This window comes from Streptomyces sp. SCPE 10, from assembly GCF_051980735.1.
Taxonomy (GTDB): Bacteria; Actinomycetota; Actinomycetes; order Streptomycetales; family Streptomycetaceae; genus Streptomyces; species Streptomyces misionensis.
The window spans coordinates 3,967,292-3,980,686 of sequence record NZ_CP197069.1 but is presented as its reverse complement, the minus strand read 5'-3'; the positions used below and the strand labels follow the sequence as shown (position 1 = coordinate 3,980,686).

The following is a 13,395-nucleotide window of genomic DNA, read 5'->3' as shown; positions in this document are numbered from 1 at the left end:
GCCGACCGGGCCGAGCGCGCCGGGCGGCCCCTACATCTCGGGCGCGCTCACACCCGTACGAGTGAGGGCGTCGACCACCGCGTCCACCACGGCCTCCACGTCCGGCACCCAGGGCGCGGCCGAGCCGGGCAGCGGGGGCCGCTCCCAGCGCACCGCGCCCGAGCCGGTCTCGGACGGGGGAAGCGCCACGTAGCCGCCCTCACCGTGGAAGCGCAGGGAGCCGGGGACGAAGTCCTTGGCGTACAGCAGCTCGCCCAACTGCTCCAGGGAGTACGGCTTGACGAGCAGCGCCCAGCGGGTGGGCGAGGCGATCACCGGGCCGAGGCGCATGCCCCGCCGGTCGAGCAGGGCGAGGGCGCGGGAGGCGGCCAGCGCCGGCAGGCTGACCGCGCACGGCGCGCCGCCGCCGGTCGCGAGGATGATGGGCGCGCTCGGCCGGTTGGTCCACCACCAGCGCACCATGCGCGCGTCGGTGGTGGCCGCGAGCAGGCCCGGGTCGAAGGGGTGGGCGCCGGGCACCGTGCACTCCGGGTCGGGGCAGCCGCAGCGGGCCCGGCCCTGCGGGTCCGGGGCCACGCCCGGGAGTACGGGCCACTGCCACTCCGTCGCGACGGTGAGGGCCGCGCCGAGCAGCTCGGGCCTTCCGTCGTTCCGTCGCCTGGACAGGAGCCTGCGTCGCCTTCCGAGGATCTCGCGCATGAGCGCTCGTTCCTTTCCGTTGCACCGCTGGCAACACCGTGGTCCACATCACAACATGAGTCGATCACTTCACTGTGCGTACCTGGTGGCGCATCACATCCCCGCGCACGGCAGGGGATCCCCAGGGGGTCGAACGTCGGCCGCGGCCGCGTCCATGGCGCGTGAGGCAGGACGCGGTTGCGGCGCGGGGGTGGCGAAGCATGGCGTTTTGCCGTCGCGCGTGGTTCTCTCCGCCTCCGCCACGGGAGGATGGGGCTCGGCCGTCGGTGGTTATGACGCCCGGGTCCGTCGCCAGGTTCCGGGTGGCCCCCAACCACCCCTGGCCTTCTCCGAGTACGTACCCATCACGACCGTTGTGACGCTCCGTGGAGCGAGCCCAGTCGATCGCAATGGACCGTTCCCCCAGGCAGTTTTGAGCCAACTTGGCAGTAAGGCAAGGGGTTCGGAGAAATCACCCACGAGTCCCTTGGACACCAGGAATCCCAGCAGGACAATGCTGGACATCCCCTCACGAGTGCGTGTACATGTGGAGACACTGCTAGCGGCGCAGAATCACATGGGGGTTTGCGATGCTTTCCAGCACTACGCACCGGTCCGAAGGCCGCGCGCCATGAACGCCCCGCACCCCCCGAAAGTGGCCGGAATCGATCCCACTGTTCCCACCTCCGCCCACACTGTCGCAGCCGCCACCCCCACCTCGGCCGCCACCTCGGGCACCGCCTTCAGCCCTGCCCCGGCGGCCCCTGCCGTCCCCGCCCCGCACGGCCCCGCGCCCGGCGCCCTCCTCCAGGACCGGCTGGCCGGCTGGGTCTCGGACCTCACCACGCTCCACGAACTCACCGAGCGGCTCACCCGCACCGACGCCCTGGAGTCCGCCCTCGACGAACTGCTGCGCGCCGGAGCCGCCCTCGTCGGCGCCCGCCGCGGCCTCGTCGTCCTGGACCCGGGCGACGGACTCGGCCCCCGCCCCGCCACCGGCCTCGGCCTCGGCCGCGCCGACCTCGGCCACCTGGAGACCGTCCCGCGCGCCGCGCTGCCGTACGACACCACCCCCGGCAGCGAGGCCGTCCACCCCGACCTGTTCGCGGAGGAGGGCCTCGACCCCCGGCACCGCGAGGTCGCCGCCCGCCTCGGCTACGCCGCGAGCTACGCCCTGCCGCTCGCCACCGAGGGCGCCGGCCGCCTCGGCGCCGCCGTCTGGCTCTACGACGAGCCCGCCGAACCCCATGAGCGCCAGCGCCACCTGGCCGGCCTCTACATCCGCCACGCCGCGGAACACCTGGCCAGACTGGGCGAGTTGGAGCGGACCCGCGCCCGCATGGCCGCCATCACCGAAGAGCTGCTGCCCTCCCGGCTGCCCCGCGTGAGCGGCGTCCGGCTCGCCGCCCGGCACCGCACCGGGCGGCGCGGCGGCGGCGACTGGTACGACGCGCTGCCGCTGCCGGACGCGGGGCTCGGCCTGTCCGTGGGCTCGGTCACCGGCTCCGGACCGGGCGCGGTGGCCGCCATGGGCCGGCTGCGCGCCTCGCTGCGCGCCTACGCGGTGATGGAGGGCGAGGATCCGGTCGCCGTCCTGTCCGACCTGGAGCTGCTGCTGCGGCTGACCGAGCCCGCCCGCTGCGCCACCGCCCTGTTCGCCTACTGCGAGCCGGCGCTGCGCCGGGTCACCCTGGCCGGTGCCGGGCACAGCCCGCCGCTGCTGACCGGGGAGCGGCGCACCGAGTTCGCCGAGACCTCCGTCTCCGCCCCGCTCGGCATGCTCTCCTGCTGGGAGGCGCCCAGCGTGGAGATCGAGGCCGAGGCCGGGGAGACGGTGCTGCTGTACACCGACGGGCTGCTGCACCGCACCGGCGACCCGATGGACCGCGCCTTCGCCCGGCTGCGCACGGCCGCGGCGAGCGTTCCCCGGGCACTGCGCGACGACCCCGGGGCCGTCGCCGACCATGTGCTGCGCGCGGTGCTGCCGGACGACCGGGACGCGGCCGAGGGCGAGGAGGACGTCGTGCTGCTGGCGGCCCGCTTCGACTGAGCGGGCCGCCGGTCCCGCCCCGGCCGGGTGCGACCAGGCATAACAGGTCATCCGCCCCGTTCCCCTGCCGATACGACCGTACGATGATGGGGGTCCCCCACCCCGACGCCGTGGCCCACCATGGCGAGCGCCGGGGACCGCCGGGGGAAGATCACACGCCGTACCGAGGAGGATCACGTGGCCGACGAGCTCAACCCGGCGACCCCGGAGACCGAGTCCGAAGAGCCCATCAAGCAGCGGAAGAACGGCCTGTACCCGGGCGTGTCCGACGAGCTTGCCGAGAACATGCAGTCCGGCTGGGCCGACACCGAACTGCGCGATCTCCAGCCGATCCCGCAGGCCGCCGAGACCGCCCGTCGCCGCGCCGCGCTCTCCGCGCGCTTCCCGGGCGAGCGCCTGGTCGTCCCCGCGGGCAACCTGAAGACCCGCTCGAACGACACCGAGTACTCCTTCCGCTCGTCGGTCGAGTACGCGTACCTCACCGGCAACCAGACCGAGGACGGCGTCCTGGTCCTGGAGCCCAAGGACGAGGGCCACGAGGCCACGATCTACCTGCTGCCGCGCTCCAACCGCGAGAACGGCGAGTTCTGGCTCGACGGCCAGGGCGAGCTGTGGGTCGGCCGCCGCCACTCCCTGGCCGAGTCGGAGGCGCTGTACGGCATCCCCGCCGCCGATGTGCGCGAGCTGGCCGACACGCTGCGCGAGGCCACCGGCCCGGTGCGCGTCGTGCGCGGCCACGACGCCGGCATCGAGGCGGCGCTGACCGACAAGGTCACCGCCGAGCGCGACGAGGAACTGCGCGTCTTCCTCTCCGAGATGCGGCTGGTCAAGGACGAGTTCGAGATCGGCGAGCTGCAGAAGGCCGTGGACTCCACGGTGCGCGGCTTCGAGGACGTGGTGAAGGTCCTCGACAAGGCCGAGGCCACCAGCGAGCGCTACATCGAGGGCACCTTCTTCCTGCGCGCCCGCGTCGAGGGCAACGACGTCGGCTACGGCTCCATCTGCGCCGCCGGCCCGCACGCCTGCACCCTGCACTGGGTCCGCAACGACGGCCCCGTCCGCTCCGGCGACCTGCTGCTGCTCGACGCCGGCGTGGAGACGCACACCCTCTACACCGCCGACGTCACGCGCACCCTGCCGGTCAACGGCACGTACAGCGAGCTCCAGAAGAAGATCTACGACGCCGTGTACGAGGCCCAGGAGGCCGGCATCGCGGCGGTGCAGCCGGGCGCCAAGTACCGCGACTTCCACGACGCCGCGCAGCGGGTGCTGGCCGAGAAGCTGGTCGAGTGGGGCCTGGTCGAGGGCCCGGTCGAGCGCGTGCTGGAGCTGGGCCTGCAGCGCCGCTGGACCCTGCACGGCACCGGGCACATGCTCGGCATGGACGTCCACGACTGCGCCGCCGCGCGGACCGAGACGTACGTGGACGGCGTGCTGGAGCCGGGCATGGTGCTCACCGTCGAGCCGGGCCTGTACTTCCAGGCCGACGACCTCACCGTGCCGGAGGAGTACCGGGGCATCGGCGTCCGGATCGAGGACGACATCCTGGTGACGGAGACCGGCAACCGGAACCTTTCGGCCGGTCTGCCGCGGCGCTCCGACGAGGTCGAGGCGTGGATGGCCGCCCTGAAGGGCTGATCCGCTCCGGGACGGCCGGGCACCGGGAAGGTGCCCGGCCGTTCCGCCTTTCCCTGCTAGAACGCGGGATCCCTGTCGTGCAGGATCCGCTGGAAGAGCCGGCAGTCGCGCCACCGGCCGTTGATGTGCAGGTAGTCGGGGGCCGTGCCGATCTCCTGGAACCCGGACTTCGCCAGCACCCGCTGCGAACCGGCATTCTCCACCAGCGTCGACGCCTCGATGCGGTGCAGCCCCACCTCGTCCCGGGCGAGCGCGCACACCCGCGCCACGGCCGCACAGGCCAGCCCCCGGCCCTGCCGGTCGGCGGCGACCCAGTAGCCCAGGTGCGCGCTACAGAAGGGCCCCCGGGAGATCCCCGTCAGGGTGATGGCCCCGACGATCCGCCCGTCCGCCTCCTCGAACACCCAGGGCACCACCGAGTCCTCGGCGTGCTGCCGCAGCAGCCCCTGGATCCGCTGCCGCTGCCCCTCGGCGGTGAAGAAGGCCTCCGGACGCACCGGATCCCATGGCGCCAGATGTGCGCGGTTGGCGGTGTACGCCGCCGCCAGCGCCTCCGCGTCCCCGGCCGTGAGCAGCCGGAGCGTCACCCCGGCCGCCAGTTCCCCGTCGTCGATGCGCATCCCACCACTATGGGGCTACACCGCCGGCAGCGGGGAGCCGTCGCGCCATTTGAGGATCTTGTCGAAGCTGACCACCGTGCCGCGGCGGCCGGGCTCGGGACCGATGTGGACGTGGTCGGCGAGTTCCCGGATCAGGCAGAGGCCCCGGCCGTGCTCGGCGTCCGGGCGGGCGGGCCGGATCTCCCGGGTGCGCGCGAAGCCGGGCCCGGAGTCGGTCACCTCGATACGGCACTTCTCGCCGTCGACGTACGCGGTCACCCGGTACCCCGACGGGGCGCCGCCCACCCCGCCGTGCTCGACGGCGTTCGCGCAGGCCTCGCCGAGGGCGACGGCCAGGTCGTAGGAGACCTCCGGGTCCACCCCGGCCGTCTCCATGGTGCCGAGCAGCAGCCGCCGTGCGAGCGGCACGCTCGCCGCCTCGCGCCGCAGATGGAGTGACCACCAGATGCTCATGCTCCAGCCTCCCGGCCGCGGCTCGACATACCGTTACGTATTGCCGTCCGCGGACGGCAATAAGCGCACGGTCGGCGCGACTGCGCCCGTACAGCCCACGCGGCCCGGGAGGAAACGGTGTATGAGGGACGTACCCGACCGGTGGCCGCCGGATAAATCTCCCGGCCCTGGCGTAGGACGGCCGACGGCGCAGTGGGATGATGTGCCCGCCATGTCTGCCCCCCACGCGCGCACGGCGCGTCCCGGAGCCGGGCTCCGGATGCCGCGGGCCGCGGTCTTCGCCGCGGTCTGCGTCGTGCTGGCCGCGGCCGGGCACGCGCTGGCCTCCTGCGCGAGCGTGCCGCTGTGGACGCTCGGCGTGGGCTTCCTCTGCTGTCTGCTGCTGGTGGCCCCGCTGACCGGGCGGGCCCGCTCGCTGCCGGGCATCGCCGCGCTCCTGGCACTCGGCCAGATCGCGCTGCACGCGCTGTTCGGACTGGGCCAGCACGGGGCCATGGCCATGGCGGGGGCGCCGGCCGGACGGCCCGCTCCGGCGGGAACCACGCTCACCGACAGCGCGCTGGTCGAACAGGCCTCACGGCTGCTGTGCGGGGCGAACGCCTCGGCCCTCACCCCGGGCCACTCCTTCCACCTGCTGCTCGCCGCGCGCCTCATCGACCGCTCGGGCCGACCCGTGGGCACCCCGGCCCCGCTGCCCGCGCCGCACCCGGCCGAGACCACCGGCGCCCTCGGGGGCCTGCTGCCCTCGCTGCCGATGCTGCTCGGCCACGTCCTCGCGGCCGTCGCCGTCGGCTGGCTGCTGCGCCGCGGCGACCTGGCCGTGGGACGGCTGCTCGAACTGTCGGCGCACGGCGTCGCCGAGGCGGCCCTCGTACGCTCCCTGCGCGCGGCGCTCGCGCTGGCGCACGCCCTGTGCGCCGGACTGCTGCCCGCCGCCGAGCCCGGTCCGCGCGGCCGACGCGCCGACCGGGACGAACCGCCCGCCCCGCGCACCCTCGTACTCCAGCACACGGTGATCCGGCGCGGCCCGCCCGCCGCCGAACTGCGACTCGCCGCCTGACGCGACGCGCCCGCCCCATGCCCCGGGACAGCTCCGGGAACCGAGGAGGCGGCCGCCGTCGCGCGGCCCGCGCGCGCTCGCGCGCCGTTTCCTCCTCACCGGAACTCTCACCATGGAGTGCTCCTGCCATGCAGGTTTTCCCCATCGCGTTCTTCGCGCCCCGTCGTACCGCCGCCCGGCTCGCCGCCGGTGCCGCCGTCGCCGGCACGGCCGTGCTCGCCCTGTCCGCCCCCGCCTTCGCGCACGTGACCGTGCAGCCCGAGGGCGCCGCGGCCAAGGGCGGCTACGCGGTCGTCGACTTCAAGGTCCCCAACGAGCGGGACGACGCCTCGACCACCAAGGTCGAGGTCAGTCTCCCGGCCGACCACCCGCTGGCCTCCGTGATGGCCGAGCCGGTGCCGGGCTGGCACGTCCAGGTCACCAAGGCCAAGCTGGCCAAGCCGCTGACCGTGCACGGCGACACGATCGACCAGGCCGTCACCAAGGTCACCTGGACCGCCGACGGCAAGGGCATCGAGCCCGGCTACTTCCAGAAGTTCCCGCTGTCCGTCGGCGCCCTGCCCGACAACACCGACCAGCTGGTGTTCAAGGCGCTCCAGACGTACTCCGACCAGCAGGTCGTGCGCTGGATCGAGGTACCGCGGCCCGGCCAGGACGAGCCGCAGAACCCCGCCCCGGTGCTCCAGCTGACCGCCCCGGCCGGCGAGCACGGCACGGCGAACGCCGCCGACGACAAGACCGACGGCACCGCCGCCACCGGCTCCGGCGGCGGCAGTGACACCACCGCGCGGGTGCTCGGCGTGGCCGGCATCGTCGTCGGCGCCGCGGGCGTGGCCTACGGCGTCTTCGCCGGACGCCGCCGCACCGCCTGAGCCCACCGTTCCGCAGCGCGCGCCGGGGCCGTGCCAGGCTTCTCGCAGGCCCCCGCACGACCCCGGTGCGCGCCGGACATCTCACATCTGGGACATTTCTCTATGCGCAAGAAGACGTTCGCCGCGGCCGCACTGCTCGCCGCCGCCACCCTGACCCTCTCCGCCTGCGGCAGCCAGGACTCCGGCGGCTCGTCGCCGGTCTCCGCGGTCTCCCAGGAGTCCGGCCAGAGCGGCCCCGCCACCGTCCTCGACCAGCCCTGGGCCAAGCCCGGCCTGGTGCTCACCGACACCCACGGCAAGAAGTACGACCTCCGCAAGGAGACCCAGGGCCACCCGACCCTGCTCTACTTCGGCTACACGCACTGCCCCGACATCTGCCCGACGACGATGAGCAACATCGCCGTCGCCGCCCAGAAGTCGCTGACCCCGGCCCAGCGCGACGACCTGCGGGTCGTCTTCGTCACCACCGACCCCGGCCGTGACACGCCGGCCGCGCTCGGCAGCTGGCTCAAGGGCATCGACCCCCGGTTCATCGGCCTGACCGGCGATTTCAAGACCGTCCAGGCCGCCGCCCGCTCCGTCGGCATCTCGGTGGAGCCGACGACGAAGGACAAGAACGGCAAGCTCGTCTCCGTGCACGGCACCCAGGTCGTCGCCTTCTCCCCGAAGACGAACGGCGGTTACGTGCTCATCGGCGAGGAAGCCACGGTCGACGACTACATCAAGGACCTGCCCAAGCTCGTCGAAGGGGCCAAGCCGTGAGCCGTCGCCCCGCGGTCCTCGCCACGGCCGCCGCACTCGCCGGCGCGCTCGCCCTCGCCGGCTGCTCGAAGCCGGCGCCGGCGAAGGCCGAGCTGTCGGTGAGCGGCTCCTACATGCCGCAGCCGGTCTCCGCCGACATGGCCGCCGGCTTCCTGACGATCACCAACAAGGGCGCCGCGGAGGACGAACTGACCTCGGTGACCAGTACCGCCGCCGGCCGGGTCACCATGCACACCACCGTGGGCGGCGCGATGCGGGAGAAGTCCTCCTTCCCCATACCCGCCCACGGCCGGCTCGTCTTCAAGAGCGGTGGCAACCACTTGATGTTCGAGCAGCTTCGGCACCGGCCGAAGCAGGGCCAGACGGTCACCCTGAAGCTCACCTTCGCCACGTCCGCGCCGCTCACGGTCCGGATGCCGGTGGAGTCCGCCACGTACCACCCGTCGACCGGCCACTGAGGGAAGGGACACCGTGACCCGGACCATCACCCCCCGACTGCGGAACCTGTTGCTGCTGCTCCTCGCCGTCACCGGCACACTGCTCGCGGGAGCCGGCCCGGCCTCCGCGCACGCGGCGCTGACCGGCAGCGACCCCGCGCAGGGGGTGGTGGTCGCACAGCCGCCCGCCCGGGTGTCGCTCACCTTCTCCGAGAAGGTGGCGATGAACCGGGACTCCCTGCGGGTCCTCGACCCCCAGGGCAGACCGGTGCAGACCGGCACGCCCGCCAACGTGCGCGGCACGACCTACGCCGTGGACCTCCGAGGCGGCCTGGGCAGGGGCACCTACACGGTCACCTACCAGGTCGTCTCCGCCGACAGCCACCCCGTGGCCGGCGCCTACACCTTCTCCGTCGGGGCGCCTTCGAAGACCGTGGTCCCCGACGCCGCGACGGCCGTGGGCGGCGGGGTCGTCGGCGGCCTCTACGCCTTCGGGCGGTACGTGTCGTACGCCGGTTTCATCGTGCTCGCGGGCGGCACCGCCTTCGTGCTGGTCTGCTGGCGGCGCGGCGCGGGCGTACGGGCCCTGCAGCGGCTGGTGGTCGGCGGCTGGCTGGCGCTGACCGCGGCCACCCTGTGGCTGCTGCTGCTGCGCGGCTCCTACACCACCACCGGCACGCTCGCCGACGTCTTCGACCTCGGGCTGCTCGGCCAGGTGCTCCAGACCAAGCCGGGCGCCGCGCTGGTCTCCCGGCTGCTGCTGCTCGCCGCCGCCGCGCTGTTCATCGCCGTGCTCTTCGGCTCCTACCAGCGGCGCGAGGAGGGCGCGGAGAAGCGGGACCTGACCTTCGGGCTGGGGATCGGGGGCGCGGTCGTGGCGGCCGGGCTCGCGACCAGCTGGGCGGCGTCCGAGCACGCCTCGGTGGGGCTCCAGCCGGGCATCGCCATGCCGGTCGACGTCGTCCACCTGCTCGCCGTCGCCGCCTGGCTGGGCGGGCTCACCGCACTCCTGGTCGCCCTGTACCGGGCGCCCGCCGCGGCCCCGGTCGAGGCCGCGGCCGTGCGGCGCTTCTCCCGGCTGGCCTTCGGCTCCGTCCTCGTCCTCGTCGTCACCGGCGTCTACCAGTCCTGGCGCCAGCTCGGCTCCTGGTCCGCCTTCACCGGCACCCGGTACGGCCAGCTGCTGCTGGCCAAGATCGCCCTGGTGGCGCTCATGGTCGGCATCGCCTCGGCGTCCCGGCGCTGGACCGGACGGCTCACCGACCGGGCCGCGGGCAGCGCGGAGGCCGAGGAGGCGGAGGCCGAGAAGGAGAGCGTCACCGCGTCGACGGCCGCCGGACAGGACGCGAACGCGGGGGACGAAGGCCCTGCGGACGCGGGCGACGCCCGGCGTGCCGCCCAGCTCGCCCGGCAGCGGGCCGCGATGGACACCGCCCGGCGCAAGCGGCTGCGCGACGGGGACACGGGACGCTACGGGCTGCGCCGCTCGGTGCTCGCCGAGGCCGCCGTCGCCGTCGTCCTGCTCGCCGTCACCACCGCGCTGACGCAGACCGAGTCCGGCCGCACCGAGCAGGAGGCCGCCCGGGCCGCCACCCCGGCCCGCTCCGCCACCACGGCCCCGAACGGCTCCCTGACCCTGCCCTTCGACACGGGCGGCGCCGACGGCAAGGGCGTGGTCTCCCTCGACCTCGACCCCGCCCGCGCGGGCACCAACCAGCTGCACCTCTTCGTCCGCAAGCCCGACGGCCGGCCCTTCGACGTCCCCGAGGTGAAGGTCGCCCTCACCCTGGAGGCGAAGAAGATCGGCCCGCTCGCCGTGGCCGCCGAGCACATCACCACCGGCCACTGGTCCGCGGACTCGGTGCAGATCCCGATGGCCGGCGACTGGAAGGTCGCCGTCACCGTACGCACCTCCGACATCGACGAAGTGACCGTCTCCAAGAACGCGCAGATCGGCTGAACCAGACCATGACCGAACAGTCCATCCCGGCGGCCCGCACCCCCGAGACCCCGGTGAACGCGGCCCGCGCCGAGGCGGACGGCGTCTCCCGGCGCACCCTGCTCGGCACCGCGGGGGCCACCGGACTGGTGCTCGGTGCGGCGGGCGGCGCCATCGGCCGTGCCACCGCGCCCGCCCAGGCCACCCCGCTCACCTCCGTCGGCTCCGACCGGGCGATGTTTCACGGGAAACATCAGCCCGGCATCACCGAGGGGCTCCAGGCGTGCGGCCATCTCGTCGCCTTCGACCTGGTGGCGGGCGCGGGCCGCACGGAGGCGGCGGCCCTGCTGCGCCGCTGGTCGGCGACGGCCGAGCGGCTGATGGCGGGCGAGCCGGCCCCGCACGACGACACCGCGGTGGCGCGCGACGCGGGCCCCTCCTCGCTGACCGTCACCTTCGGCTTCGGCCACGACTTCTTCTCCCGCACCGGTCTGGAGAAGCAGCGGCCCACCGCGCTCGACCCGCTGCCGGCCTTCTCCTCCGACCGCCTCGACAAGGCGCGCAGCGACGGCCATCTGTTCGTGCAGATCGGCGCGAACGACGCCCTGGTCGCCTTCCACGCCCTGCGCGCGATCCAGAAGGACGCCGGTTCGGTCGCGCGGGTGCGCTGGCAGATGAACGGCTTCAACCGCACCCCGGGGGCCACCGCCCACCCGATGACGGCCCGCAACCTGATGGGCCAGATCGACGGCACCGGCAATCCGAAGCCGACGGACGCCGGCTTCGAGCAGCAGATCTTCGTGCCCGCCTCGGGGGAGCCCGCGTGGATGGCGCACGGCTCCTATGCCGTCGTGCGCCGGATCCGCATGCTCCTGGACGACTGGGAGAAGCTGTCGCAGACCGCCCAGGAGCAGGTCATCGGGCGCCGCAAGGCCGACGGGGCGCCGCTGACCGGGGGCGGGGAGACCAGCCCGATGGAGCTGGACAAGACCGACGCCCGGGGCGAGTACGTGATCCCGCTCAGCGCGCACGCGCGGATCACCCGGCCGGACAAGAACGGCGGGGCGACCATGCTGCGGCGCCCGTTCTCGTACCACGACGGCTTCGACGCGGACGGCACCCCGGACGCCGGTCTGCTCTTCGTCTGCTGGCAGGCCGACCCGCTGCGGGGGTTCGTGCCGGTGCAGCGCAAGCTCGATCGCGGCGACGCGCTGTCGCGGTTCATCCGGCACGAGGCCAGCGCGCTGTTCGCGGTGCCGGGCGGGGCGTCGAAGGGCGAGTACGTGGGGCAGCGGCTGCTGGAGGGCTGAGGCCGGACAACCGGGCTGTCGGCGGACCCGGCCCCTTAGCCGACGCCCTGTCCGCGCTGCGGACTTTCCGGGATCAAACCACCCGGTCGAGTGGCTGTCATGAGACGGCTGAGCCAGGACGGCCGACGGCCATTAGGGTGAGGACCATGCCAGCGAGCTATGCGTATCTCGGCCCGGAGGGCACCTTCACCGAGGTGGCCCTGCGGACGCTGCCGGAGGCGGCCACCCGGGAGCTGATCCCGTACGTGTCGGTGCAGTCCGCGCTGGACGCGGTGCGGGCCGGCGAGGCCGAGGCGGCGTTCGTGCCGATCGAGAACTCGGTCGAGGGCGGCATCACCGCCACTCTGGACGGTCTGGTCGCGGGCGAGCCGCTGACGATCTACCGCGAGGTGCTGCTCTCCATCACCTTCGCGCTGCTGGTCCGGCCGGGCACACAGCTCGCGGACATCAAGACGGTCTCCGCCCACCCCGCGGCCCAGCCGCAGGTGCGCAACTGGCTCAAGGCCAACCTCCCGGACGCCGTCTGGGAGTCGGCCGCCTCCAACGCGGACGCGGCCCGGCTGGTCCAGGAGGGCCGCTACGACGCCGCGTTCGCGGGCGAGTTCGCCGCCGCCCGGTACGGCCTCGAGGCCCTGGAGACCGGGATCCACGACGCGGAGAACGCGCAGACCCGGTTCGTGCTGGTCGGCCGCCCGGCCCGGCCCGCCGCCCGGACCGGCGCCGACAAGACCTCGGTGGTGCTGTGGCAGCGCGCCGACCACCCCGGTGGACTGCGCGACCTGCTGGGCGAGTTCGCCTCGCGCGGCATCAACCTGATGCTGCTCCAGTCCCGGCCGACCGGCGCCGGGATCGGCAACTACTGCTTCTGCGTCGACGCCGAGGGCCACATCTCGGACCGGCGGATGGCGGAGGCGCTGACCGGCCTGAAGCGGATCTGCCTCGAAGTGCGCTTCCTCGGCTCGTACCCGCGCGCCGACATGGAGCCCGGGGAGGCCGGGCCCGTGCAGGCCGGGACCTCGGACGAGGAGTTCATGCAAGCGGCGGACTGGGTGGCCCGCTGCCAGGACGGCCGCTTCTAGCCAGTCCTATCTGCGGATCATCGTTATCCACAGGAGTTATCCACAGGTGCCCTTCTCGACCTGGGGACAAGTCGACAGCGCGGGGTGATCCAGTCGACAAATCGCCCTACGGCACCCAGACGGGGCAACCATCACCTGACGCTCTCTTCGTCCACCCGTTTCCTTCGGTTCATCTTTTGGGACGACCGTTTTCCACCCGAAAGTGGGTCTCGATCCACTTTGACCGCGGAATTCTGCACGCCCACCCGCCGCCCGGGAGAGTTCCGGAGTGATCAATTCCAGCATCCACAGCTCTTCCCCACACCCTGTGGATAACTCTTCCGAGGGTGTGGATTTCTGTGGACAACCGGGCGCCCAAATCCCGTTCTCCACAAGGAAATCCGGTCAACAGGGCGCCCATGGCCTGCCCCGTCCCAGGGAGTGAGACACTTTCCCTTGACACGGTTGGCAATTAGCGCATAACGCACCGTAAGCCGCAAATCCAAGCGCGCCGGAAT

At 73.4% G+C, this 13,395-nt stretch carries 12 protein-coding genes; 9 read left to right on the top strand and 3 right to left on the bottom strand.

The features are described 5' to 3' along the window. Positions 1-30 precede the first annotated feature (30 nt). The gene (locus tag ACSP97_RS18450) at positions 31-699 is read right to left on the bottom strand and encodes a bifunctional DNA primase/polymerase (RefSeq protein ID WP_358269999.1); all 669 of its coding nucleotides are present in this window, start codon (positions 697-699) and stop codon (positions 31-33) included. Positions 700-1,192: 493 nt separating this feature from the next. On the opposite strand from ACSP97_RS18450, the gene ACSP97_RS18445 reads away from it, so the two are divergent. After that, positions 1,193-2,728 carry a PP2C family protein-serine/threonine phosphatase gene (locus ACSP97_RS18445; RefSeq protein WP_358296151.1) on the top strand — a complete coding sequence of 512 codons (1,536 nt, stop codon included), beginning with the start codon at positions 1,193-1,195 and terminating at the stop codon, positions 2,726-2,728. A 177-nt stretch (positions 2,729-2,905) separates the two neighbouring features. After that, positions 2,906-4,366 carry an aminopeptidase P family protein gene (locus tag ACSP97_RS18440; protein WP_355146635.1) on the top strand — a complete coding sequence of 487 codons (1,461 nt, stop codon included), beginning with the start codon at positions 2,906-2,908 and terminating at the stop codon, positions 4,364-4,366. A 56-nt stretch (positions 4,367-4,422) separates the two neighbouring features. Here the strand turns inward: ACSP97_RS18440 and ACSP97_RS18435 are convergent, their stop codons facing one another. Together ACSP97_RS18435 and ACSP97_RS18430 are read right to left on the bottom strand one after the other, a co-directional pair. Continuing rightward, complete coding sequence (locus ACSP97_RS18435) at positions 4,423-4,986, bottom strand: GNAT family N-acetyltransferase (protein WP_355146633.1); 564 nt, start codon at positions 4,984-4,986, stop codon at positions 4,423-4,425. A gap of 15 nt (positions 4,987-5,001) precedes the next feature. Next, a complete protein-coding gene (locus ACSP97_RS18430) occupies positions 5,002-5,439 on the bottom strand; it encodes an ATP-binding protein (protein WP_355146631.1) in 438 nt (145 codons plus the stop codon). Positions 5,440-5,650: 211 nt separating this feature from the next. On the opposite strand from ACSP97_RS18430, the gene ACSP97_RS18425 reads away from it, so the two are divergent. The 7 genes from ACSP97_RS18425 to pheA all read left to right on the top strand — a co-directional run bounded on the left by ACSP97_RS18425 (position 5,651) and on the right by pheA (position 12,898). Beyond that, positions 5,651-6,499 (top strand): hypothetical protein, encoded by an 849-nt coding sequence (locus ACSP97_RS18425; protein ID WP_440558350.1) that lies wholly within the window; start codon positions 5,651-5,653, stop codon positions 6,497-6,499. A 128-nt stretch (positions 6,500-6,627) separates the two neighbouring features. Continuing rightward, positions 6,628-7,371 carry a YcnI family copper-binding membrane protein gene (locus tag ACSP97_RS18420; RefSeq protein ID WP_440558348.1) on the top strand — a complete coding sequence of 248 codons (744 nt, stop codon included), beginning with the start codon at positions 6,628-6,630 and terminating at the stop codon, positions 7,369-7,371. A 102-nt stretch (positions 7,372-7,473) separates the two neighbouring features. Continuing rightward, complete coding sequence (locus ACSP97_RS18415) at positions 7,474-8,133, top strand: SCO family protein (protein ID WP_355146626.1); 660 nt, start codon at positions 7,474-7,476, stop codon at positions 8,131-8,133. Then, on the top strand, positions 8,130-8,591 hold the full coding sequence (locus ACSP97_RS18410; protein ID WP_355321446.1) for a copper chaperone PCu(A)C: 462 nt from the start codon (positions 8,130-8,132) through the stop codon (positions 8,589-8,591). Before ACSP97_RS18415 ends, ACSP97_RS18410 begins: the two co-directional genes overlap by 4 nt. A 13-nt stretch (positions 8,592-8,604) precedes the next feature. Next, positions 8,605-10,530: a copper resistance CopC/CopD family protein gene (locus ACSP97_RS18405; protein WP_440558345.1), complete on the top strand. Its 1,926-nt coding sequence runs from the start codon at positions 8,605-8,607 to the stop codon at positions 10,528-10,530. A gap of 8 nt (positions 10,531-10,538) precedes the next feature. Further along, the gene (efeB, locus tag ACSP97_RS18400; protein ID WP_440558343.1) at positions 10,539-11,819 is read left to right on the top strand and encodes an iron uptake transporter deferrochelatase/peroxidase subunit; all 1,281 of its coding nucleotides are present in this window, start codon (positions 10,539-10,541) and stop codon (positions 11,817-11,819) included. A 146-nt stretch (positions 11,820-11,965) separates the two neighbouring features. Beyond that, positions 11,966-12,898, top strand: a complete 933-nt coding sequence (pheA, locus tag ACSP97_RS18395) for a prephenate dehydratase (protein ID WP_355321452.1) — start codon at positions 11,966-11,968, stop codon at positions 12,896-12,898. Positions 12,899-13,395 lie beyond the last annotated feature (497 nt).

Bases quoted from the DNA above. Each gene is read 5' to 3' on its own strand.
- ACSP97_RS18450 (WP_358269999.1), bottom strand. From the start codon at position 699: ATGCGCGAGATCCTCGGAAGGCGACGCAGGCTCCTGTCCAGGCGACGG.
- ACSP97_RS18445 (WP_358296151.1), top strand. From the start codon at position 1,193: ATGCTGGACATCCCCTCACGAGTGCGTGTACATGTGGAGACACTGCTA.
- ACSP97_RS18435 (WP_355146633.1), bottom strand. From the start codon at position 4,986: ATGCGCATCGACGACGGGGAACTGGCGGCCGGGGTGACGCTCCGGCTG.
- ACSP97_RS18430 (WP_355146631.1), bottom strand. From the start codon at position 5,439: ATGAGCATCTGGTGGTCACTCCATCTGCGGCGCGAGGCGGCGAGCGTG.
- ACSP97_RS18425 (WP_440558350.1), top strand. From the start codon at position 5,651: ATGTCTGCCCCCCACGCGCGCACGGCGCGTCCCGGAGCCGGGCTCCGG.
- ACSP97_RS18420 (WP_440558348.1), top strand. From the start codon at position 6,628: ATGCAGGTTTTCCCCATCGCGTTCTTCGCGCCCCGTCGTACCGCCGCC.
- ACSP97_RS18415 (WP_355146626.1), top strand. From the start codon at position 7,474: ATGCGCAAGAAGACGTTCGCCGCGGCCGCACTGCTCGCCGCCGCCACC.
- efeB (WP_440558343.1), top strand. From the start codon at position 10,539: ATGACCGAACAGTCCATCCCGGCGGCCCGCACCCCCGAGACCCCGGTG.
- pheA (WP_355321452.1), top strand. From the start codon at position 11,966: ATGCCAGCGAGCTATGCGTATCTCGGCCCGGAGGGCACCTTCACCGAG.